The following is a 21,498-nucleotide window of genomic DNA, read 5'->3' as shown; positions in this document are numbered from 1 at the left end:
TACTCATCTCAACTACCCTAGTCTCATTCTCATCTTCTCTAAAATTACGTTTGCCGTTTACACCTATGCGTAAACTTCGGCTGTACATATCGTATTATAATTCCTTGTTTTTTGTCAACTGTAAATCAGGGCGAAGCGTCACTGCTTCTTCCAAATACACGTGCTCTATGTCTTCCTGCTTCATATCCGTTTGGACTGTCATTAACACACGAATGCAATGCTTCAGTCCTCCATTGATGTCCAGTTCCTGCATACAAGTAACAGGGACATACGTCCAGCCCTCAAAATGGCGAAGTGCTTTTGCTGGGAAAACGGAGTGAATATCTTGAGTAGCAGAAATTAAAATCTGCACAACACGTTCTGGTTCCACTTGGTTTCTTGAAATCATCGCTTCTAACAGTTGTTTCGTTTTATTTACAACTTCTACTTCTGTATCTTCTGTCACAGTTGTAGCACCACGTATTCCGCGAAACATCATAGACATCCCTCCTCCCGTTTCCATTTTTCGAGCCAGTCATGTAGCTCTTCTTTTGTGAACGATTGTAAAGTAACGTCTCCAACCTGCTTTAATAAAACAAATTGAACACGACCTCCTATTGCCTTTTTGTCACCAACCATTCGGTCCACAAAAATATTTGTGGATATATCTTGTCTGATCTGTACTGGGAATCCCAAACCTTTCATCCACTCTTTAAGGTCAGAACGATTGAGACTTAGTCCTAAATGCTTCTCGCTCACATATAAGGCGAACTGCATCCCAATAGCGATTGCATCCCCATGAGTGATGGCTCCATATCCATACTCTGCTTCAATGGCATGCCCAAGTGTATGCCCTAAGTTTAAAAATGCACGAACGCCTTGTTCTTTTTCGTCCTCTTGTACAATGGACGCTTTCACTTGAATTCCTTGATACAGCATATGTGCCAGCTGTTCTTTTGATAATTCTGTCAGAGAACGAATGCTCATGAGTTCTGATAAAAAGTCGTTACTTGAAATCAGCGCATGTTTAATGACTTCAGCAAAGCCTGATCTAAGCTCTGTGTCAGATAGTGTATCAAGCATGCTTGTATCATAGATTACAGCCCTTGGCTGATGAAAAGCGCCAATTAAGTTTTTACCAAGCGGATGATTGATTCCTGTTTTCCCGCCAACCGCACTATCATGTGCTAGCAAAGTTGTCGGAACCTGAATAAAATCAATGCCTCTCATATAAGTGGCGGCAACAAAACCAGCCAAGTCACCAATCACTCCGCCTCCTAGAGCAATGATGCAAGAAGAGCGGTCGAGCTGAAACTGAATAGCTTTGGTATGGATATGCTCAAACTGCGAGAAAGATTTCGATTGTTCTCCATTTGGAACGACCACTTTTTGAACGGACCACTTTTGTTCAAGGAAACGAACCATTTCGCTGCCGTAAATGGCATCAACTGCTGAATCTGTTACGATCAACAGTTTAGTATAGGAGCATCTTGTGGAAGTAATCAGGTCTACGATGTTCCGTCTAATGCCATCACCGATGTATACAGGGTAATTCGATGAAGACGTACTGACTTCCAAAGTTTTCATTAAAACTCCCTCTGAAGTTGACGCATTTTTTCTACATTTTCTTTTATACGGTCAATTTGGTCAAGACCGAACTGTTCAACGACCGCATTCGCAATCTCCCAAGCAATAACTGCTTCTGCCACAACACTTGCAGCTGGTACAGCACAGCTATCTGATCGTTCAATGCTTGCAGAAAATGGCTCTTTTGTCTCAATGTCAACGCTCTGAAGTGGCTTATAAAGTGTTGGAATTGGCTTCATCACACCTCTTACGACAATTGGCATGCCTGTCGACATTCCGCCTTCAAGACCGCCTAATCGATTCGTTTTCCTCGTATATCCCTTTTCTTCGTTCCAAATGATCTCATCATGAACTTCACTGCCTTTTTTAGATGCTGCCTCAAATCCAATACCAAATTCGACACCTTTAAAAGCATTGATGCTTAGTACGGCGCCAGCAAGCTTACTGTCTAGTTTACGGTCATAATGAACATAGCTTCCTACTCCAACCGGCATGCCTTCAACGATCACTTCAACAATGCCGCCGATCGAGTCACCGTTTTTCTTTGCCTCGTCGATGGCATCCATCATTTTTTGAGCTGCTTCGCTGTCATAGCAGCGTACAGGCGATTCTTCTGTTACTTTTTGCAAATCTTCAATAGACTCGTATTTTGTATCAGTTGCTTTCACTCCACCAATTTCAAGTACGTGACCGGCTACTTTGATTCCAAGATGAGCTAAAATTTGTTTCGCCACTGCTCCTGCTGCCACACGCACTGTTGTCTCGCGGGCTGATGAACGCTCTAACACGTTACGCATATCGCGATGACCATATTTAATAGCACCAATTAAATCAGCATGCCCCGGTCTTGGACGAGAGATTTGACGTTTCATTTCACTCTCTTCTTCTTCGGTAATCGGCTCTGCTCCCATCACCTTCGTCCAGTGCTTCCAGTCATTATTTTCAACAACAAGTGTAATTGGAGAACCTAATGTTTTCCCGTGCCGGACACCGCTTAGCACTTCCACCTGATCTTTTTCAATCTGCATTCTTCTGCCGCGACCATGACCTTTTTGTCTTCTAGCCAGTTCGTAATTAATGCCCTCTTTCTCTATGTAAAGTCCCGCTGGAACTCCTTCAATGATTGTGGTCAGTTGTGGACCATGTGATTCACCTGCTGTTAAGTACCTCATGACTCAATCTCCCTTCATCGCATTAACGCTTTTAAGTAAAACTATATCATATTTGCTAGTAAAAAGTCAGCTAGATTACCTTTTTTGATAAAAGAAAGTATCTGCAGAAGTCAGTCCAAACTTTTCAGGATGAAAGATTTGTTCTGTAGAACCTACGAATAAAACTCCATTTGGCTTTAAACTGTTCCCCATTTTTAAGTAAATCTCTTCTTTCGCTTCTTCTGTGAAATAAATGAGCACATTTCGGCAAACAATGAGATCAAGCTGTTTTTCATATGGGTCAGCCAAAAGGTTATGTTTCTTAAATTGAATGTGCTTTCGAACCTCATCTTTGACGGTGTAAAAGGATGAATCTTCTTTTGTGAAATATTTTTGTTTGATTTCTTCAGGAACCTCTTGCAGAGAGCGTTCATGGTATCTCCCTTTTTGCGCTGATTGCAGAACTTTATCATCAATATCCGTTGCAATAATTTGGAAGTCCTTCACAAGAGGATGACTTGTGAGTAGCATTGAGAGCGTATATGGCTCTTCACCCGTAGAGCACGCTGCACTCCATATTTTTAGGCTTCTACCGTTTTTTGAAAGTAGCGGCAGAATTTTTTGATCTAGCACTTCCCAGCGCTGATAGTTACGATAAAATTCTGAAACATTAATTGTCATTCGATCCATCGTTTCTTCTAAAAGGGCTCTATCTTTCTCAAGAGCAGTGGCGAATGCTTCAAAATCTTTATACCCTTTTTTATCATAAAGGGAAGTCAATCTTCGTTTCATTTGTGCTTCTTTATATAAATTTAGATCAACTCCGGTTAGTTTTTTCCATTTTTCAACAAATACTTGATATTGATCCATCAATGTCCTCTCCTGTCTTATCTATCTTTGTCCTAGTATATCTGTTTTTATCAAAAATTTGTATCATCTCGTGCGAAATATAGGAAAAGATTGTCGATATAAAAAAGCCAAGGTGTTCATGGGGTGAACACCTTGGCTTTTTAAAGACTAATAAATCCAGCTTGAAATGGTTTGATTCCAGTTTGTAAGTTCTTCTTGTTTAAAGAACAAGTTAATTTCTCTTTCAGCACTTTCTGGAGAGTCTGATCCATGGATAATATTTTTTCCGACTGTTAATCCATAATCTCCTCTAATTGTGCCTGGAAGCGCTTCTTTCGGGTTTGTTTTCCCGATTATTTGTCTTGTTACTTCAATCACCTGCTCCCCCTGCCATACCATAGCAAACACAGGTCCTGACGTAATAAAAGAAACCAATTCTCCGAAAAATGGTTTTTCCTTATGTTCTCCATAATGTGTTTCTGCTACTTCTTTTGGGATACTCATCAGTTTTGCACCAACAAGCTGAAGCCCCTTTTTTTCGAATCTTGACACAATTTCACCGATTAATTGCCTTTCAACACCATCAGGTTTTACCATGAGAAATGTTTTGTCCATATACGTTTTCCACCCCGTCATTATGTATAGGCTTACATTGTTACAAAGTGATCGTATCATTTTTTTTGATCATAATCAATTTTTGACAAAAAATTTCACAAAAAACCAATCAACACGAAGTTGATTAGAATTTTCGTTTACCAATATATTGGGCAATGGAGGCTAATGATGTTTTAGCTCGTCCACGTGGGAGCTGTTCAAGCTGTTCAAATGCTTTTTTCAGATACATTTCACTCACTCGAATAGACCGATCAATAGCATCTGTTTGTTTTAGGTTTTCAATTACAGGTTTTAGTTGCTTTTCTGTTGTTTCACTATTAATCAATTTCAATTGACCTTCTAGTGTTGGATTTTTCAGAGCATATAGGACTGGAAGTGTCACATTTCCTTGTAGAAGGTCCCCGCCAACAGGCTTGCCCAGCTCCTCTTCCGTTGAAGTAAAGTCAAGGACATCATCAATGATTTGATAAGACATCCCAACATAGTACCCAAACCAGTAGAGAGCCTTATGCGTTTTTTCATCTGTACCTGCTGCAATAGCACCTAATTGGCAACTGCCTGCAATGAGTAAAGCTGTTTTTCGCTTAATTCGTCTTAAATATGTACGAAGGTTTTGATCCATGTTGTATTTGTCTTTTACTTGCTCAATTTCACCGAGACAGAGTTCGACGACCATTTTTGACAAAATTTCATGTGCCATTGGATGATTGATTTTCGTCATATACTCAAGCGATCTTGCGAATAAGTAATCCCCTGTATACATGGCAATTCGATTGTCCCATTTTGCCTTAATGGTGGGTTTACCTCTTCTTAGTTCTGCATCATCAATGACATCATCATGGACAAGCGAAGCCATATGGATCAGCTCTAGGGCAACGGCTACATACTTAATTTTATTAATATCATAGTCGCCAAACATGCCGGAAAGGAGAACAAAAACGGGGCGGATTCGTTTTCCGCCCGCTTGCAGCAAATGAAGTCCTGCTTCACTTAATAATGCATAATCAGAGCGAACTGTTTGTTCAAGCTCTTTTTCAATTACATCTATATCATGATTTAAAAAAGAGATCATTGCTTTTAGTTTCATTATCTTCACCTAAATATCGTTTATTCAAAGCTTCTTTCCGATATGTGTTGCTGCTACACCGCCTGTAAATGGATGATACGAGACATCAGACAATCCTGCTTTTTCAAAAAGTGCAGCTAGCTCTTTCATGCCAGGGAACGTTTTTGCTGATTCTTGAAGCCATGAATATTCCTGATAGCTTTTGGCAAATAGCTTTCCAAAAAGCGGCATTATATATTTGAAATAGACATAGTATCCTTGTTTGAACCCAATCATTTCAGGCTGTGAAGTCTCTAGACATACAACCATCCCGCCAGGCTTTACCACTCTTGTCATTTCTTTTAATACAGTTAAGTAATCAGGAACGTTTCGAAGACCAAAACCGATCGTCACATAATCAAATGAGTCATTCTCAAAAGGAAGCTCCATTGCATTGCCGTGAAGCAGTTCGATTTGACTATAACCTCCTGCTTTCACTTTCGTTTCACCGACACTCAGCATATTTTTACTGAAATCAAGCCCTTTGACCTCGCCTTGCTCTCCTGCAGCTTCTGCAAGCGCAATAGTCCAATCAGCTGTTCCGCAGCAAACATCTAGTGCTTTTGCTCCTTTTGGAACATTCATGAGCTTCATTGTTTTACCGCGCCATTTTTTATGCTGCTTAAAGCTGATGACGGAATTCATTTGATCATAGTTTTTATAAATTTTTTCAAATACACCGTGTACTCGCTGTTCTTTTGATTGCTGCATAGCTTACCCTTCTTCCACTTTCTGATGGTACGCAGGTTCATTTTTGATATGATCCAAGCGAGTTAATAGCTCTTTTTGAACGACCGGAGATGAAACAAGATACTTCTTGATTGGCTGTTTTGCTTGTTCATAGCCTTTATCCTCAAAGTTTTCAAAACACTTATAGGCGTCCGTATAGCGATCGTTCAAAAAAAGTTTTAAATGTTTGTCATCTTCTGCTTGTTTCATAAAACGTTTATAAACTAGAAATCGACTTGCAATCTCGTTCCAATGCGTTAATTGAACGTGCTCAGAAATTCTTTGGAACAGTGCTGACTCCACTGTAGCAACACTTTTATAAAATTGCGCTGCATCTTGAATTGACCGATCATAAAGTCTAATTTTATGTTCATTAATTTCTTTGATTGCGGTAGCGAGTGTGCGGATCATGTAAATGTCTTTCATGTCTGAGAGAAGAGAATAATAGAGACCACTAAAATAGTCCCCTGCTAAAATGGTCAGCTGACGATTTTTGAATTCGTCTTGTTTAATTGCTGCAGCAGTTGTGACTTCGTCATGGGTATCAAGGGCAATTTGCACAAGCATCGCCGTTAAAATATAATTTTCTTTTTTCTCTGCATTCATTTGAGCTTCATCAAACATTGCATGAAAAAGAAGGAGCTTATCTTCATCAATGAGTGGCGCTCGTAAATGCTTCGCCAAATAAGGATGAGAAAGCTTTTTATTTAACTTTATATTTAAATTAGATAAAATTCCGTAGATGTCTTGCAAAGATATCACCCTTGTCCCCAGAATTACAGTTTCATATGTAGATTTGCACATTGTGTATAGAGATTTATTATACCATATCAATATTCACTTTTATGCTATTCAAGTGCACTCTTATGCTTTTATTTCTTTGCTTCACTTTGAATTTCGCCAAAGCTCGTTTGAATAACTGCATCGCCTCTTACTTTTATCGCTGACGTATGCTCAGTGAATTGTGCGATAATGACTTCACCTTTATCGAGTTTTTCGGAATGGTGAAATCTTGTATCAGAGCCTCTTGTTAAGCCGATGACGTTCACGCCATTATCAATGGCTTTAATCACCACAAAATCAGATGATTTATTTTCACTCAACTTCTTCACCTTCCATCCATATACTTAGTCGTTTTTAATTAAGGAAAGCACTTCTGCTCTTGCCGCCGCATCATTTGCAAATGTCCCTCGCACTGCCGACGTCACTGTTTTAGCACCTGGTTTTTTCACTCCGCGCATCGTCATGCACATATGCTCTGCTTCAACCACAATCATGACGCCATGCGGATTTAATGTTTCCACCATACTATCTGCAATGGTTGATGTAATGCGTTCCTGAAGCTGTGGGCGCTTTGCAACCGCTTCTACTGCTCTTGCCAGCTTGCTCAGTCCTGTTACTTTTCCACCACGCGGAATATAAGCGACATGGGCTTTACCGTAGAAAGGTACAAGATGGTGTTCACACATAGAATGGAATGCAATATCTTTTACAAGGACAAGTTCTTCATGATCCTCACCAAAAATGGTTTTAAAATGTTCTTTTGGATCTTCATTTAAACCAGAGAACACTTCCTCATACATTTTTGCGACTCGTTTCGGTGTATCAAGAAGTCCTTCACGATCTGGATTCTCTCCGATTGCTTTTAATATATCGCGAACAGCGCGTTCTATTAGTTCTTTATTTATTTCACTCATGTATTATATCCTCCAAAGGCGATTACATTTCATTTCAGATTCTAGCACACTTCAGATCCTAAAAGCAAAAGGAGAGCGTTTTTAACGAACCTGTTGAATTAAAAGGAAAAGCCCCTTATGGAAGGGGCTTTTCTAGTGCAAGCATGAAACTGTATATGTATAACTCCTGCATCAGGATCATTACACATAACGATTATTTTCCTGCTACTGCGTCTTTAAGTGCTTTTCCTGGTTTGAAAGCAGGTACTTTGCTTGCAGGGATTTCGATCTCTGCACCAGTTTGTGGGTTACGTCCTTTACGAGCTGAACGCTCACGTACTTCAAAGTTACCAAAACCAATTAGTTGGATTTTGTCACCATTTTTAAGTGCATTTAAAATTGTATCAAAAACAGAATCAACTGCTTTTGTCGCATCTTTTTTAGACAATTCGCTTGCTTCAGCAACTGCGTTAATAAGTTCTGTCTTGTTCATGCCTTTCACCTCCTCCCAAAATATGCATTCAGTGGATTGTTATCATTTCTTCACAATTCATCTTCTTTCTATACACGTTCTTTGAAAAAAAGAGCGTCTAGAAAGCATTATTCATGGCTTTTCATGTAGAAAACGACTCCTTGAAGGAATGTTTGTCCAACAAAGTGAGGATTTTCTGTAAGTAGATTAACACATATGAAATACCATATCAAGCATTTTAAAGGGAAGAATCCTTATTCGTCAAGGATTAAAGGCACTTTTCCGAACGAATATTCCTAATTTCAGCCTGAATCTGACTAATCTTTATACATTTGTCTTTTTATGACTCAGTCTAAACGCAAAAAAAGACCCCTGTCAATGAGAGGTCTTACATTTTATAGAATGATCGCGATTAAACCGCCTGATCCTTCGTTAATAATTCTTTCAAGTGTTTCCTTCAGTTTATATCTTGCATTTTCCGGCATAAGAGATAGCTTCGCTTGAATGCCTTCTCGTACAAGTGAGCTGAGGGAACGGCCAAATATATCTGAATTCCAAATAGATAGTGGGTCATCTTCAAAATCTTGCATCAAGTAGCGTACGAGCTCTTCACTTTGTTTTTCTGTCCCGATAATCGGTGCAAATTCGCTCTCTACATCCACCTTAATCATATGAATAGACGGTGCGACTGCTTTTAATCTGACGCCGAATCTTGATCCTTGGCGGATGATTTCCGGCTCATCTAAACTCATGTCTGACAGGGCTGGCGCAGCAATTCCATAGCCAGTTTGTTTGACCATTTTTAATGCATCGGACACTTGATCATATTCTGTCTTTGCGTGAGCAAAATCTTGCATGAGCTCAAGAAGATGGTCTTTACCCCTAATTTCCACTCCAACCACTTCTTTTAAGATATGATCATATAGATCATCAGGTGCGTACAGGTCAATTTCTGCGATGCCCTGCCCCATTTCAATACCAGCTAAGCCCGCTCTCTCAATGAAATCAAATTCACTGAATTGTCCAACGACCCGGTCCACATCTCTTAATCTTTTAATATCCTTTACGGTTTCCTTGACTGAATCCTGATAACTCTCTCTTAGCCAATGATCCTCTTTTAAAACCATAACCCAGCTTGGCAAATTCACATTCACCTCAAGCACTGGGAATTCATATAATGCCTCACGCAGGACACTTAGTACGTCCTGCTCTCGCATACTTTCCACACTCATGGCAAGTACAGGTATATCATATTTCTCGCTTAAATCCTGACGCAGTGCTTCTGTCTCTGGATGATACGGTCTTACAGAGTTGATCACCATAATAAACGGTTTACCAACTTCTTTGAGCTCGTCAATCACTCGTTCTTCAGATTCGATATAGTCATGTCTTGGTATTTCCCCAATCGATCCATCTGTTGTAATGACAACACCAATTGTTGAATGCTCTTGAATGACCTTGCGTGTACCAATTTCCGCTGCTTCATGAAACGGGATCGGCTCCTCATACCACGGCGTGTTGATCATTCTCGGGCCATTTTCATCTTCGTATCCGCGTGCACCAGGAACCGTATAACCTACACAATCTACAAGTCTGATGTTCACATCAAGGCCATCACTGACGTGAATGGATGCTGCTTGATTGGGCACAAATTTTGGTTCTGTGGTCATAATCGTTTTTCCTGCTGCGCTTTGCGGCAATTCATCTTGTGCTCGTGCACGATCAGCCTCATTATTGATATTCGGGAGCACCACGAGCTCCATAAACTTTTTAATAAACGTAGATTTCCCTGTACGAACAGCTCCAACGACCCCTAAATATATATCGCCTCCTGTTCGTTCAGCGATATCCTTGAAAATATCGACTTTTTCCAAGTGATCCCCTCCCGGACTTGCTATCCTCGTTTTCAAATGAATACTCTATACTTCAATCAAACTGTGCTTGAAAGGTGTCATTACAATATATGTGTATGACGTTGTCCTATTTGAATATGACACCTTTTTTGTTTTGAGAGTAAGTTTTAGCCATCAAAAAACCTTTCTCCTCATTTCTATGCAGAGGAAAAAGGTTCATTCTTGATTTATGAAGACTTTTTTTCTAAAAAAGCAGGCTCCCCTTTTTTGTTGATTGTATATGGCACGGAAAATGCGGGCACGAACGGGGTTTCCTGCCAATATAAATCTCGGATGTCTTCACCTGTCTTCGGCTTTTGTTTCATTTTTTGCAAGATATATGCAAAGTCACTGCGATAGTCAACATAGATTTCACCATTTGAAGAAATAAGAAGTGGGAGTGAATTTCCCGTGACAGGACTCGTGACAGTAGGTGGCTGTTTTAACCCGAGCTTTTTTTCATTTAAGGTATATAAATCTTTGGAAATAACTTTGCCGTATGGCGGGTATGTATGTTCATCTTGGTACATCTTCATTCTCAGGCGCAATTCACTGATGGTTTGAGTCATTTTTACATCAAGCAATTTCACTGTTGGTTTTTTTTCGACATCTGTGAGAACATAGATATATTCGCCCCCGCCTTCAAATGATGTAGACGGTATATCGTGTAAATACCTTGGTGACAATCGTTTAAAGTCGATGACGTACTTTTGATAAATTGGCGTGTCTGCTTCTTTTGTTTCAATCGGCAAAAGACCGTTTGTCGCTTTTTGAAAATCCTCAATAGCTGTTTGCACACCTTGAAGTTGTTCCCGATAAGGCACTTTATTTTCCACTTTGCGATTCTCTGGATAAAGACATCCTGTCAGTAAAATGAGTGTTAACAAAGTGACACTGACTTTTGCTTTTATCATCACATTCGTCCTTTTTCTTTATTCATTGACCGGTCCGCTAAACACAACTAAAAACACAATAATACCTGATATGAGCATTAGGCTGTATGCAATGGTGGAGGCTGTTATTTTAAGAAATCGACTTTTTAGCTTAAACCTGCTCAAGTAAATGGTCACAACGGCTAAAAACATGAGCCCCATTGAGCCAAGTGCAAACCACATCTTGATTAAAGCAAAACTCATACTGCCTGTCCTCCCTTGATAACGAACAAATTGTAAGCGTTTGTATTTCATTCTAAACCAAAAATAAGGTAAATATCAATCATTTTACCAACGATTCATGAAAAAGGGGATAAAAAAACTGAAGCAAAGAGGGGGACTCCGCTTCAGTCTTATTGTCGACTACTTTTTCCACATTCTGTAGAGTAAAAGCTCTATTCAAACTTCATTGCTATGTTATGCAAGTTTATCCCTTCTTGCATCCTCTACATGCCTATGTTTCGTCTTTCGTTTATTTTGACTGGTTTTCAAACATGTTCACAAGGTCTTCCATCTCATGTGTTTTCACACGAGCCATTAAAGATTCTACAGCATCGTCCACTTTTTTCCCTTCAAACAAGACGTGATACAAAGCTTCTGTGATTGGCATACTCACATGATATTCTTTGGACAACTGATATGCGCCTTTTGTTGTGCGAACGCCTTCAACAACCATCCCCATTTTCTCTAGTACTTCTTCAAGCTTATACCCTTTACCGAGGAGATTCCCGCAGCGCCAGTTCCGAGAGTGAACACTTGTACAAGTGACAATTAAATCACCAACACCTGTTAAGCCGGCAAATGTAAGGGGATTTCCTCCCATTTTCGTCCCGAGACGTGCGATTTCAGCCAGTCCTCTTGTGATGAGTGCCGCTTTCGCATTGTCTCCGTATCCAAGGCCGTCTGTAATACCTGCCGCAAGGGCAATAATATTTTTCAGTGCTCCGCCAATTTCGACTCCAATCACATCAGGGTTTGTATACACTCTAAAGTGATTGTTCATGAATAAATCTTGAACAAATTGTGCCGCTTCAATATTTTCTGACGAGACCGTCACTGTTGTCGGATGACGTAAGCCTACTTCTTCTGCATGACTCGGTCCAGATAATACGACAACCGCTTCTCTTAAAGAGGCTGGAACTTCTTGTTCAATCATTTGTGAAATTCTGAGTAGGGTATCTGGTTCGATCCCTTTGCTCACATGAACAAATGGCACTTTTGATGGGATAAACTCAATGGCCTTTTTCAATACTTCACGTATCGCTTTTGTTGGAACAGCTACAATGATAGTCTCTGTGTCTTCTAAGGCTTGCTTCATATCTGTTGTAGCCTTGATAGACGCTGGTAGTTTGACATTTGGTAAATAATCATGATTTTCATTTTTTTCATTGATTTGATCAATCAGCTCTTGTCTATGTCCCCAAATGTGTACATCATGATGATTATCAGCTAATACTAATGCAAGAGCTGTTCCCCAGCTCCCTGCTCCAAGTACTGAAATTTTCTTCATCCTGCTCACCCTTTTTATTTTCTCGCTCTCGCAAATATTTTAATTGGTGTACCCTCAAAGCCAAACGCATCTCGAATACGGTTTTCTAGGAAACGCTCATAAGAAAAATGCATAAGCTCTGGATCGTTGACAAACACAACAAATGATGGCGGCTTAATAGCTACCTGTGTCGCATAGTAGATTTTTAGACGTTGTCCATTATGCGTCGGTGTTGGATTCATTGCTACTGCGTCCATAATAATGTCATTTAGAATATTTGTTTGAACACGCATTGCATGATTCTCACTTGCTGTAATAATGGACGGCATCAAGGTATGGATTCTCTTTTTCGTAAGAGCAGACATGAACAAGACTGGTGCATAATCAAGGAATTGAAAATGCTCACGAATGTTTTGCTCAAACTCCTTCATTGTACGCTCATCTTTTTCAACAGCATCCCACTTATTCACAACGATCACAACAGCTTTACCGGCTTCGTGTGCATAGCCTGCAATTCGTTTATCCTGCTCAATAATGCCCTCTTCACCGTCAAGTACAACGGCTACAACATCAGAACGATCAATTGCTTTTAAAGCGCGGAGTACACTGTATTTCTCAGTTGTTTCGTATACTTTCCCTTTTTTTCTCATACCCGCTGTATCCACAATGACAAAGTCACGCTGATTGTACGTAAACAACGTATCAACAGCATCTCTTGTTGTGCCAGCAATGTTGCTCACAATGACCCGCTCTTCCCCAAGCATGGCATTGACTAAAGAGGATTTCCCTACATTTGGACGCCCAATTAAGCAAAACTGCACAACTTCTTCATCATATTGTGTATCGGGCAGATTTTTAAAATGCTCTGCTACTGCATCAAGCAAATCCCCTAAGCCAAGTCCGTGAGTTCCAGAAACCGGATATGGCTCTCCAAAACCTAGTGCATAAAAGTCATATACTTCGGTTCTCATTTCAGGGTTGTCCAGTTTATTGACTGCAAGTACGACTGGTTTTTTCGTGCGATACAACATTTTTGCGACTTCTTCATCTGCTGATGTCACGCCATCTCGACCATTTACCATAAAGATAATGACATCCGCTTCATCCATTGCGATCTCAGCCTGATGGCGAATTTGCGCCAAAAATGGCTCATCTCCAATATCTATTCCACCAGTATCTATTAAATTAAAGTCATAATTTAACCATTCAGCAGAACTATAGATTCGATCTCTTGTTACACCAGGTGTGTCTTCTACAATCGATATTCTTTCGCCTGCAATTCGATTAAAAATTGTAGATTTTCCAACGTTGGGCCTTCCAACAATGGCTACGACAGGTTTACCCATAGTACCCTTCCTTTCAATCCAGCCGCGATTCACTCTGTTCATCATCATGTTTCAACCGGGATTTAAAATTTACTATCAGTTTTTTATGAAATAAACCCTTCAAACATGAAGGGCTCAACTTATATATTATATCAATTTTTAATCGAACCACAATGAATAACTTAAAAATGTTTGACAATCAAGTAAAGATCTTCTCCAATTCCATGTGCAATTCCGTCTAAAATAGCCTCTAAATTCATCGCAAACATATCAAGCTCTTCTTTGTTTTCACAGAAAAAGACAGCCGTTCCTCCCATGACCCGCTCTTTATTTGTAGTCGCCACAGCTAGAATAAATTGCTCTATTGTATTCGCCACTTTTATTTACCTCGCTTCCTTTTTAATGAAATCTGTCGGCATCCTAATGGCATTTTCTAAAACCGGCACCTCTTCTAATACTCGAACGGCCAAATCTTCACGTTTCCATTGCGGCAGAATGAACACCCCCAGTGTGCCATTATTCAGATCACGTTTTGCAAGTGGACAAAGCGATGGTTCACCAGAATCACGATACACACCAAGCACATTGGATAAATCAAATAAAATCGCTTGCCGCTGCCCAAGGTTCGCAATGGTTGTGGCTGCGTTAAAGTTTTTCGGAGTCAAAATAAAACCCATTCCATGCTCTAAAATCATTTTCTGCTTTTCTGGCAGACCAATATTCATAATGTAAATATCATCTACAAAAAGCCCTGCTCCATCAAAATGCAGTTCCCCTTTTTGGATATCGACAATATCTTTCATTTGGCTACCAGACATTAAAAACCTTGCCATGAAAAAACAGATGATACCGACCACTGTTCCAACAAACAGCGAGAAGAAAATACAAGCTGTTGTGGTAATAAGTGCAGTGAGAATCGCAATATAATTTCGACTTTCAAATGCGATGGCAATCCCTTCAATATATGTACTGCCTCTTGATACAAGCTCATACGAATCCAATTGTGTTAATGTATTTCTTTCCATATTGCGTACATCACGAAATTGCGTGGCCGCTAGTGTCAGAAAAGTAATCGCTGTGAACTCTTCCTGAATTAGTGCAGGCATAATGATCGCACCTAGCCCTGACGCGATAAAACCAAGCGCGATGTGGATCACTTGTCCATGAATATACGTGGGATATTGCCGGTAATCTGTTCTTAACATATAAAGCCTCGCTGCCATCCCAAAGATGACACCGATAATCACAGGAAACGTGTAATTTGTCATGATGATTTTGCAGCCCCTTTTACTGGTTTTCTGGATGAACGGGTGCTCAAAAGCTTTTCGAGCTGATCTACACCTAATAGAAAAATCACTCCTTGTACAACGAAGGAAAGGACAGCAAGGTCTCCTATCACAAACGATGATGTGAGCTGATGAATGGTAAGCGCATAGAGAGCTTCCCCAAGACACACGGACATCATCAATAAGGTGACTCGTTCAATCAACTGATGACCATATGTCAAACACATCAAAATCAGCAGGACAAACACAACCCAGTCCACCTTTATTATCGTGAACCAAACGGGGTCATATAATGCAAAAATCATAAAAAAGGCATAAGCGCATGTCATAGAACATAATTGCATGATTCTTATGATCTGATAAGTTGGACGGATTTGAAGAAATGCAATACAGGCATATAAAAAAGTAAGCAAAAATCCCGCATTCATTTCCACACTTAAAAACGATATCATCAAATGACTGGTGATGATATGAACAAGTACACAAACTCCCATTACTGTACGCAATGTGCTCTTTTCCATCATGAAAGTAACCATAATCCAAATAAACCAAATCGACCAATAATAATACATTGCCTCCAAGCCTACTCACCTCAATAACATTATGGGAGAATCACCAATTTTTAAACATGTGACAATCAGCAGGATTTGTATGAAATACACAAGGCGTGACACCCTATAAGTTAAGGAGGGATTTATTATGGGGAAAGATAGACAAGAAAAACGTTTAAAGGCATCAAGAAAAGTTGAATCTGACCGTGATCAGTCGATTCATCATAAAGGGGCAACAGCATTAGAAGGTCCAAAGGACGCTAGAAAAAGAAATCAATAAAAAGGCATGTGATCATCACATGCCTCTGTATCGTGATCTTAAGCTATAATACGTCGTGTCAACGCCTCTTTCTTTCAGCCAATGACTCGTATCACCTGTGATCACAATCGGTGTTTGTCTAAGTTCTTGAATGGTTTTAGTACCAAGGACAGTCATAAGCATCTTCAAATCCTCTTGAAGATCAATGATGTCAGAAATCAGACCACTTTCTCCTCCATTCATGAGTGATTTCAAGAAAACCCCCGCCAAACCAGCAGCAGATGCGCCAAGTGCAAGTGATTTCGTTACATCAAGTGCATCTTGAATACCTCCAGAAGCTAAAACCGTTTGATCTTGAAAGGCTGTATGCACTTCAGCAAGACTCGCTGCAGTAGTGATACCCCAATGATCAAAAAAGCGAAGTGCTTTCTGGCGCCGAAGGTTTTCAATCTTAGAGAAATTGGTTCCGCCAAAACCTCCAACATCTACTGCAGCTACACCAGCATCATATAATTTCTTTGCCGTCTCTTTGCTCATCCCAAAGCCGACTTCTTTTACGACAACAGGTACTCCTACGGATTGAGTGATCGCTTCAATTCGTTCAATGGCACCTCGAAAATCACGATCTCCTTCCGGCATCACGATTTCTTGAATCACATTCAAGTGAATCTGAAGTAAATTCGCCTCTAGCATATCGACAGCTTCTTGCGCCTGTGTAATCGATGCTTCACTACCTAAATTAGCAAATACAAGTCCATCTGGGTTGACTTTTCGGACAATTTCATATGTTTGTCTTTCTTGCTTGTCCTTAAGTGCAGCCATTTGTGAACCTACTGCCACTGGGATGTTGGTTTCCTTCGCCGCTCTAGACAAAGAGCGATTAATGTCATAGGTCGACGCTCCTCCCCCACCAGTCATTGCATTGATAAAAATTGGCGAACCGAATTTCAGTCCGCCAATTGTTGTATGTGTATCAATTTGTGAAGTCGCAAGATCTGGTAGACCGACGTGAACGAAGGAAATATCCTCTAAACCTGTTGCTGCATGCTGACCAGTCGACAAGGCATGCTCAATGTGTTGTTTCTTTCTTTCAGCTCGCGTCAAATTTCATCACCAAATTATTTTAGTTTATTGAGTTTATCACCAATCAGATCACCAAGTTGAAATCCACTTGTGTTTTCTTCTTTCGCCTGATATTGACGATAATTTTCCTCTATTTGTTTATCAGGATTTTCTTCTAAATCACGAATGCTTAGTGAAATGCGTTCATCCTCTTCATTCACATCAAGCACTTTTACTTTGACCGTCTGCCCTTCTTCAAGAACTTCTTGTGGTGTACCGATATGTTTATGTGAAATTTGAGAAATATGCACAAGTCCTTCTACACCTGGCAGAATTTCGACAAACGCACCAAAGCTCACAAGTCGCTGCACGGTTCCTTCAAGCACATCACCTTGTTTCACTTTTTCACCAATTTGGCTCCAAGGTCCTGGTAATGTTTCTTTAATAGAAAGTGAAATGCGTTCGTTGTCACGATCAACAGCAAGTACTTTGACCTTCACTTCTTGTCCCTCTTCTACAACGTCTGATGGTTTTTCAACATGAGCATGGGATAGTTGAGAAATGTGAACTAATCCATCAATGCCGCCAATGTCGACAAATGCACCAAAATCAGTCAGGCGCTGTACTTTTCCTTCAATGACACTTCCTACTTCAAGCTTTTGCAGGAAGTCTTGCTTTTTATCTAATTGCTCTTGCTCAACCACTGCACGATGTGAGAGAATCACGCGGTTTTTTTCGCGGTCAAGCTCAACTACTACAAGTGACAACGTCTTGCCTTTGTAATCTGTGAAATCTTCCACATAGTGTGCTTCTACAAGAGATGCTGGAATAAACCCTCGCACACCGATGTCTACAACAAGACCACCTTTGACAACGTCTTTTACTTCAGCTTCAAATACTTCTTTTGTTTCAAACTTTTTCTCTAGGTCTTCCCAAGCGCGGTCTGCATCAACAGCACGTTTCGATAAAATCAAAGCATCGTCTTCGACCTTTGTGACTTTAAGCTCTAACTCGTCGCCTTCTTTCACGACATCTGATGCTTTTTCAACGTGAAGACTTGATAATTCACTGATTGGGATGATCCCAGGTTGTTTCACGTTGACGATATCAACATTTACATGCTTGTCCTCAACTTGAGAAACAATCCCTTTCACAACATCTCCAACCTCTGGTACCTGAACATCGATTTGATTCATTTCCTCTGTCATTTTGATAACCTCCTTGGTCCAAACCTACACAGCTTAGTTAAAACGGCTCGCCGAATATATGTCTTAAGCATGATGATTGCCAGCCGAATATGTATTATAGAAACATTCAAATCAACTTAATTGCTTGAATGATCAATAAAAATAGTATTAGTATAAACTTCTAATAAAAGCCCTTGTTTGTCAAGAGATAAACCTCTAACTTATAGAAGTTTTCTAAAATTTCTTACTGTTTTTCTAAACGGTCAGCAGCATCTAAAATTTTACCTGCCACCTCTTGAATGGATAGGGAAGTTGTGTCAATTTCAATTGCATCGTCTGCCTTCTTAAGCGGTGATACCTCCCGCTCTGAATCGAGTTTGTCACGTCTTGCAATCTCTTCGATCAATTGATCGTAATTTACATCAAACCCCTTTTTCTTATTTTCTTCAAAACGGCGTTTTGCTCTCTCTTCAACTGAAGCAAGCAAGAAAATTTTTACTTCAGCATCCGGAAGAACGTGAGTGCCGATGTCTCTTCCATCCATGACAACCCCGCCTCGTTTGCTAAGCTCCTGCTGCCGGCGAACCATTTCTTCACGAACAGCTCTGTGTTTCGCCACAACAGATACTTGATTGCTGACACGGTCTGTTCTAATGGCCTCTGTGACATCGGTATTGTTAAGGTGTACTTTTTGACCTTCATCAGTTGAAACAAGTTCAATCACTGTCTTTTTTAATAAGGCCTCAAGCGCCTGTTCATCTTCTAGGTCAATACCTTGGCTCAGTGCCGCAAGTGTAATCGCGCGGTACATCGCACCTGTGTCGATATAAATATATGATTTTTTTGCAGCGACAATTTTTGCCACAGTGCTTTTTCCTGCTGCTGCAGGACCATCAATTGCAATAGATAATTTCTTTTTCATAATACCTCTCCTTGATTGAATCTCCCTAATGAATTGTAACACGAACACCGCTAAAACGGGGGGATTTTCTATCAATCCTTTTGCTTAAACGTCTCAATCCACTCTTCAATACTCATGTTATTCACACCCTCATATTGCACTACTTTTGACAAAAACAGTTCTCCTTTCGTTAGATGGAGTGTGATTTGAACTGCTATTAAAAGAACAAGCTGAACTATAACTGCTTTGAATAACCATCGCTCAATTGTTTTCATATAAAAAGCCTCCATACTAGAATCTTCACCCACTAGTATGGAAGCTTTTTACACCCTTTATTCTTATGCTCTTTTTGCACGCGACAAAAGTTGTTGCTGGAAACAGTACTTCATGATGTGCTGCTGATGTTCAGTTGTGATGTCACAAAACTCCATGACCGCTTTTGTTTTGCCTGTCTTTTCATCTTGATAGATACGATTCATCTCTGCAACCGCTTTAATTTTTACTGGTTCTTTTAACGGAAGTTCAAATTCAGTGATGACATTACCGTATTCTTTTAGAGACACGCCTTTTGGAACAGCAATGGCAACACCGCCAGCACTCATATTCACAATAAATGTTTCAAAAGGCTCAACATCTGGTGGTGAAATAATTGCTTTGACCAGCGTATCAACCCGTAAATATTCTCGGCGCTGAAGGCGAATCATTTCTTCTTTTGGCGGAATAGAAATGACAATCATTGGAATATCCTCTTTCCTTTTTCCAATCACTTCGCTTTTACATTTGTATGGAACTTGATTTTCATCGAGAAAGAGGATGGTAATTTCTGTTTGCTGATTTAAATAAATGGTTCGTCCTGTTTCTTTATCGGCTGGATAATGAATGCAAATAGTATCGTCATTATTTTCCAAAACTTTCGATTTTGCATTTTTTAATTCTTTGTTCTCATTGACATATTCAATTGTAATTGTATCCCCTATTTGTAACATTCATCTTCACTCTTTTCCTCTGTGAAATCATATCATCTCTTATATTAAACCATGTATAAAACAAAAGGAAAAGACTTATTAGCCTTTTCCTCGTTTCATTTTCTATAGGTCTTTATATATAGGTTCTGCGTTTTTTAATTTATCTACTCTTTCTTCTTTTCCAGTATCTGCATTGATAAACATCCGATATGTGTCGTTTTTAATCGTTCCGAGAAACTCATAGCAAAGAACTTCCTCTGACATATCATTTTGAACGATCGCTAAATGAGTATCCTGAATCTTCACATGTTGATTGAGCGTCTTCTCAGCTTCTTTTTGAGAAATTTTAGGCGCTTTTATGTCTCGCTTTTTATGGTTCATTAAATAGTCTTTTGCTGAAAATCCAACGACTTCTCCATCATCTAACGCCACTTTCATCCGAATACTGTCTGGATAAAGTAATACGTTTTTTTGAAGAGGCACATAGGTGAATACCCCAATATTGTCAAATTGCGCACTCTCATCTAAGTGGAATGATTCTGTGTCAAATCCATGCTTTTTCAAGAAACTTAGTGCTTTTTTAGAGGCTTCATTTAAACTGATTTTTTGTTTCTTGACGTCCCTATTTTGGAGAAGGTACACTGGGTGTCCGCCCTTTTCAGTCAGGTCTAAATAAAAATTCGCTCGACTGTCTGGATCTGACATCGATAAGCTGTAGACATCTTGATTTGACTTGCTTCCGCTTTTTCGCACCTTAAAGTTGTGATTATGATCGGGCGTAAACTGCTGAGCAATTTGGATGGCTTCTTTTTTCGAAATGTTTTTTCCTGTTAAATGACTGTAACCGCTTGCCTCTGATTTAGATGACATATTGGTTGGTCCAAGATCAACATCCGCAAATGCATCCGCATTTCTCTCAACCGTTTTTAAACCGTCAATGATGGTGTTATCATTTTTTTTGTCACCGTCAGCCAGTGCCATTTCAACATCCATCCATTTTAAGTTATTGTTCAATACCAAATGCTGTACCTGTCTTAGCTCGTTTTGAATATCTGCCGCTTGATTATATAAAGCAGTAATGGTTTGATGTGTATCTTTGTTAAGCGGTTCGTCTGATAGAGATTTCACGGACGATTTGTAGCTAAAGTCACCGACATTCGCTAAAAACTCTTCCGTTTTGTTAAAAGGCATCAATGTAAGTGGAAGCTGACTGACATTATTATGTGCTTCCGTTGACATTCTCCAAACATCTGCAAGTGCTGGTGATATTGATGTTTGGCTGTTCATCGCAAGTGTAGCTCCCAGCTTATCGTGCAGTTGATCCACTTGATAGGTCAAATCGTGAAACGCTCTTTGGTAGTTGTTCTCCGCATGAAGCAAAACAGCATCTTTTTCTTGGTGTTCTTTATAGCCCCAGTAGCCTGTTGAAATGACAGCAATTCCTAAAATAGCAATTAATATTCCTCTGATCATTTATTTACACCTC

General features: G+C 39.8%; 26 protein-coding genes. 1 reads left to right on the top strand and 25 read right to left on the bottom strand.

Annotated elements, in window-relative coordinates:
• Nucleotides 1–94 precede the first annotated feature (94 nt).
• The 19 genes from aroH to ACIQCE_RS10320 form a co-directional block, all read right to left on the bottom strand.
• A complete protein-coding gene (gene aroH, locus ACIQCE_RS10410; RefSeq protein WP_400494841.1) occupies nucleotides 95–478 on the bottom strand; it encodes a chorismate mutase in 384 nt (127 codons plus the stop codon).
• Nucleotides 475–1,566: a 3-dehydroquinate synthase gene (aroB, locus tag ACIQCE_RS10405; RefSeq protein ID WP_400494838.1), complete on the bottom strand. Its 1,092-nt coding sequence runs from the start codon at nucleotides 1,564–1,566 to the stop codon at nucleotides 475–477. Before aroB ends, aroH begins: the two co-directional genes overlap by 4 nt.
• On the bottom strand, nucleotides 1,566–2,738 hold the full coding sequence (aroC, locus tag ACIQCE_RS10400; RefSeq protein WP_400494836.1) for a chorismate synthase: 1,173 nt from the start codon (nucleotides 2,736–2,738) through the stop codon (nucleotides 1,566–1,568). The genes aroB and aroC overlap by 1 nt, the downstream gene beginning before the upstream one ends.
• A gap of 75 nt (nucleotides 2,739–2,813) precedes the next feature.
• The gene (locus tag ACIQCE_RS10395) at nucleotides 2,814–3,587 is read right to left on the bottom strand and encodes a CheR family methyltransferase (protein ID WP_400494834.1); all 774 of its coding nucleotides are present in this window, start codon (nucleotides 3,585–3,587) and stop codon (nucleotides 2,814–2,816) included.
• Between the two features lie 147 nt (nucleotides 3,588–3,734).
• Nucleotides 3,735–4,181: a nucleoside-diphosphate kinase gene (gene ndk / locus ACIQCE_RS10390; RefSeq protein WP_400494832.1), complete on the bottom strand. Its 447-nt coding sequence runs from the start codon at nucleotides 4,179–4,181 to the stop codon at nucleotides 3,735–3,737.
• A 124-nt stretch (nucleotides 4,182–4,305) separates the two neighbouring features.
• Nucleotides 4,306–5,268, bottom strand: a complete 963-nt coding sequence (gene hepT, locus ACIQCE_RS10385) for a heptaprenyl diphosphate synthase component II (protein WP_400494830.1) — start codon at nucleotides 5,266–5,268, stop codon at nucleotides 4,306–4,308.
• A 24-nt stretch (nucleotides 5,269–5,292) separates the two neighbouring features.
• Entirely contained in the window at nucleotides 5,293–5,997 is a 705-nt protein-coding gene (locus ACIQCE_RS10380) for a demethylmenaquinone methyltransferase (protein WP_400494828.1), read from the bottom strand.
• Nucleotides 5,998–6,000: 3 nt separating this feature from the next.
• A complete protein-coding gene (locus ACIQCE_RS10375; protein ID WP_400494825.1) occupies nucleotides 6,001–6,768 on the bottom strand; it encodes a heptaprenyl diphosphate synthase component 1 in 768 nt (255 codons plus the stop codon).
• 119 nt (nucleotides 6,769–6,887) lie between these two features.
• Complete coding sequence (gene mtrB, locus ACIQCE_RS10370; protein ID WP_353855411.1) at nucleotides 6,888–7,118, bottom strand: trp RNA-binding attenuation protein MtrB; 231 nt, start codon at nucleotides 7,116–7,118, stop codon at nucleotides 6,888–6,890.
• Between the two features lie 24 nt (nucleotides 7,119–7,142).
• Nucleotides 7,143–7,712: a GTP cyclohydrolase I FolE gene (gene folE, locus ACIQCE_RS10365; RefSeq protein ID WP_400494823.1), complete on the bottom strand. Its 570-nt coding sequence runs from the start codon at nucleotides 7,710–7,712 to the stop codon at nucleotides 7,143–7,145.
• A 193-nt stretch (nucleotides 7,713–7,905) separates the two neighbouring features.
• Complete coding sequence (hbs, locus tag ACIQCE_RS10360) at nucleotides 7,906–8,184, bottom strand: non-specific DNA-binding protein Hbs (protein ID WP_400494821.1); 279 nt, start codon at nucleotides 8,182–8,184, stop codon at nucleotides 7,906–7,908.
• 374 nt (nucleotides 8,185–8,558) lie between these two features.
• Complete coding sequence (gene spoIVA, locus ACIQCE_RS10355) at nucleotides 8,559–10,037, bottom strand: stage IV sporulation protein A (RefSeq protein ID WP_353855409.1); 1,479 nt, start codon at nucleotides 10,035–10,037, stop codon at nucleotides 8,559–8,561.
• A 206-nt stretch (nucleotides 10,038–10,243) separates the two neighbouring features.
• Nucleotides 10,244–10,969 carry a hypothetical protein gene (locus ACIQCE_RS10350; RefSeq protein WP_400494818.1) on the bottom strand — a complete coding sequence of 242 codons (726 nt, stop codon included), beginning with the start codon at nucleotides 10,967–10,969 and terminating at the stop codon, nucleotides 10,244–10,246.
• A gap of 18 nt (nucleotides 10,970–10,987) precedes the next feature.
• Nucleotides 10,988–11,191 (bottom strand): DUF2768 domain-containing protein, encoded by a 204-nt coding sequence (locus ACIQCE_RS10345; RefSeq protein WP_400494816.1) that lies wholly within the window; start codon nucleotides 11,189–11,191, stop codon nucleotides 10,988–10,990.
• A gap of 268 nt (nucleotides 11,192–11,459) precedes the next feature.
• Nucleotides 11,460–12,497, bottom strand: coding sequence for an NAD(P)H-dependent glycerol-3-phosphate dehydrogenase (locus ACIQCE_RS10340; protein WP_353855406.1), 1,038 nt, complete (start codon nucleotides 12,495–12,497; stop codon nucleotides 11,460–11,462).
• Nucleotides 12,498–12,511: 14 nt separating this feature from the next.
• Complete coding sequence (der, locus tag ACIQCE_RS10335; protein ID WP_400494814.1) at nucleotides 12,512–13,822, bottom strand: ribosome biogenesis GTPase Der; 1,311 nt, start codon at nucleotides 13,820–13,822, stop codon at nucleotides 12,512–12,514.
• A gap of 161 nt (nucleotides 13,823–13,983) precedes the next feature.
• The gene (locus ACIQCE_RS10330) at nucleotides 13,984–14,178 is read right to left on the bottom strand and encodes a capping complex subunit for YIEGIA (RefSeq protein WP_353855405.1); all 195 of its coding nucleotides are present in this window, start codon (nucleotides 14,176–14,178) and stop codon (nucleotides 13,984–13,986) included.
• A 6-nt stretch (nucleotides 14,179–14,184) separates the two neighbouring features.
• Nucleotides 14,185–15,069 carry a YIEGIA family protein gene (locus tag ACIQCE_RS10325; protein WP_353855404.1) on the bottom strand — a complete coding sequence of 295 codons (885 nt, stop codon included), beginning with the start codon at nucleotides 15,067–15,069 and terminating at the stop codon, nucleotides 14,185–14,187.
• Nucleotides 15,066–15,659, bottom strand: a complete 594-nt coding sequence (locus ACIQCE_RS10320; RefSeq protein WP_400494994.1) for a YphA family membrane protein — start codon at nucleotides 15,657–15,659, stop codon at nucleotides 15,066–15,068. Before ACIQCE_RS10320 ends, ACIQCE_RS10325 begins: the two co-directional genes overlap by 4 nt.
• Before the next feature lie 127 nt (nucleotides 15,660–15,786).
• On the opposite strand from ACIQCE_RS10320, the gene ACIQCE_RS10315 reads away from it, so the two are divergent.
• Complete coding sequence (locus ACIQCE_RS10315; RefSeq protein ID WP_400494811.1) at nucleotides 15,787–15,918, top strand: YpzI family protein; 132 nt, start codon at nucleotides 15,787–15,789, stop codon at nucleotides 15,916–15,918.
• 15 nt (nucleotides 15,919–15,933) lie between these two features.
• On the opposite strand, the gene fni is transcribed toward ACIQCE_RS10315, so the two are convergent.
• The 6 genes from fni to ypeB form a co-directional block, all read right to left on the bottom strand.
• Entirely contained in the window at nucleotides 15,934–17,001 is a 1,068-nt protein-coding gene (gene fni, locus ACIQCE_RS10310) for a type 2 isopentenyl-diphosphate Delta-isomerase (RefSeq protein ID WP_400494809.1), read from the bottom strand.
• A 14-nt stretch (nucleotides 17,002–17,015) separates the two neighbouring features.
• On the bottom strand, nucleotides 17,016–18,167 hold the full coding sequence (gene rpsA / locus ACIQCE_RS10305; RefSeq protein WP_353855401.1) for a 30S ribosomal protein S1: 1,152 nt from the start codon (nucleotides 18,165–18,167) through the stop codon (nucleotides 17,016–17,018).
• A 223-nt stretch (nucleotides 18,168–18,390) separates the two neighbouring features.
• The gene (cmk, locus tag ACIQCE_RS10300) at nucleotides 18,391–19,068 is read right to left on the bottom strand and encodes a (d)CMP kinase (protein ID WP_400494807.1); all 678 of its coding nucleotides are present in this window, start codon (nucleotides 19,066–19,068) and stop codon (nucleotides 18,391–18,393) included.
• Between the two features lie 71 nt (nucleotides 19,069–19,139).
• On the bottom strand, nucleotides 19,140–19,322 hold the full coding sequence (locus ACIQCE_RS10295; RefSeq protein ID WP_400494805.1) for a DUF5359 family protein: 183 nt from the start codon (nucleotides 19,320–19,322) through the stop codon (nucleotides 19,140–19,142).
• Nucleotides 19,323–19,385: 63 nt separating this feature from the next.
• Complete coding sequence (locus ACIQCE_RS10290; RefSeq protein WP_400494803.1) at nucleotides 19,386–20,033, bottom strand: flagellar brake protein; 648 nt, start codon at nucleotides 20,031–20,033, stop codon at nucleotides 19,386–19,388.
• Nucleotides 20,034–20,135: 102 nt separating this feature from the next.
• Complete coding sequence (ypeB, locus tag ACIQCE_RS10285; protein WP_400494801.1) at nucleotides 20,136–21,485, bottom strand: germination protein YpeB; 1,350 nt, start codon at nucleotides 21,483–21,485, stop codon at nucleotides 20,136–20,138.
• Nucleotides 21,486–21,498 lie beyond the last annotated feature (13 nt).

This window comes from Bacillus sp. NPDC093026 (assembly GCF_044754665.1).
GTDB lineage: Bacteria > Bacillota > Bacilli > Bacillales > Bacillaceae > Bacillus > Bacillus maqinnsis.
This window is presented reverse-complemented; position numbering and strand designations above follow the sequence as displayed.

Coding starts and splice junctions, on each gene's coding strand:
- aroB (WP_400494838.1), bottom strand. CDS start 1,566: ATGAAAACTTTGGAAGTCAGTACGTCTTCATCGAATTACCCTGTATAC.
- rpsA (WP_353855401.1), bottom strand. CDS start 18,167: ATGACAGAGGAAATGAATCAAATCGATGTTCAGGTACCAGAGGTTGGA.
- ACIQCE_RS10345 (WP_400494816.1), bottom strand. CDS start 11,191: ATGAGTTTTGCTTTAATCAAGATGTGGTTTGCACTTGGCTCAATGGGG.
- ndk (WP_400494832.1), bottom strand. CDS start 4,181: ATGGACAAAACATTTCTCATGGTAAAACCTGATGGTGTTGAAAGGCAA.
- ACIQCE_RS10320 (WP_400494994.1), bottom strand. CDS start 15,659: ATGTATTATTATTGGTCGATTTGGTTTATTTGGATTATGGTTACTTTC.
- aroH (WP_400494841.1), bottom strand. CDS start 478: ATGATGTTTCGCGGAATACGTGGTGCTACAACTGTGACAGAAGATACA.
- hbs (WP_400494821.1), bottom strand. CDS start 8,184: ATGAACAAGACAGAACTTATTAACGCAGTTGCTGAAGCAAGCGAATTG.
- ACIQCE_RS10350 (WP_400494818.1), bottom strand. CDS start 10,969: ATGATAAAAGCAAAAGTCAGTGTCACTTTGTTAACACTCATTTTACTG.
- ypeB (WP_400494801.1), bottom strand. CDS start 21,485: ATGATCAGAGGAATATTAATTGCTATTTTAGGAATTGCTGTCATTTCA.
- hepT (WP_400494830.1), bottom strand. CDS start 5,268: ATGAAACTAAAAGCAATGATCTCTTTTTTAAATCATGATATAGATGTA.
- ACIQCE_RS10290 (WP_400494803.1), bottom strand. CDS start 20,033: ATGTTACAAATAGGGGATACAATTACAATTGAATATGTCAATGAGAAC.
- ACIQCE_RS10315 (WP_400494811.1), top strand. CDS start 15,787: ATGGGGAAAGATAGACAAGAAAAACGTTTAAAGGCATCAAGAAAAGTT.
- ACIQCE_RS10380 (WP_400494828.1), bottom strand. CDS start 5,997: ATGCAGCAATCAAAAGAACAGCGAGTACACGGTGTATTTGAAAAAATT.
- ACIQCE_RS10395 (WP_400494834.1), bottom strand. CDS start 3,587: ATGGATCAATATCAAGTATTTGTTGAAAAATGGAAAAAACTAACCGGA.
- ACIQCE_RS10295 (WP_400494805.1), bottom strand. CDS start 19,322: ATGAAAACAATTGAGCGATGGTTATTCAAAGCAGTTATAGTTCAGCTT.
- cmk (WP_400494807.1), bottom strand. CDS start 19,068: ATGAAAAAGAAATTATCTATTGCAATTGATGGTCCTGCAGCAGCAGGA.
- der (WP_400494814.1), bottom strand. CDS start 13,822: ATGGGTAAACCTGTCGTAGCCATTGTTGGAAGGCCCAACGTTGGAAAA.
- ACIQCE_RS10325 (WP_353855404.1), bottom strand. CDS start 15,069: ATGACAAATTACACGTTTCCTGTGATTATCGGTGTCATCTTTGGGATG.
- folE (WP_400494823.1), bottom strand. CDS start 7,712: ATGAGTGAAATAAATAAAGAACTAATAGAACGCGCTGTTCGCGATATA.
- ACIQCE_RS10340 (WP_353855406.1), bottom strand. CDS start 12,497: ATGAAGAAAATTTCAGTACTTGGAGCAGGGAGCTGGGGAACAGCTCTT.
- aroC (WP_400494836.1), bottom strand. CDS start 2,738: ATGAGGTACTTAACAGCAGGTGAATCACATGGTCCACAACTGACCACA.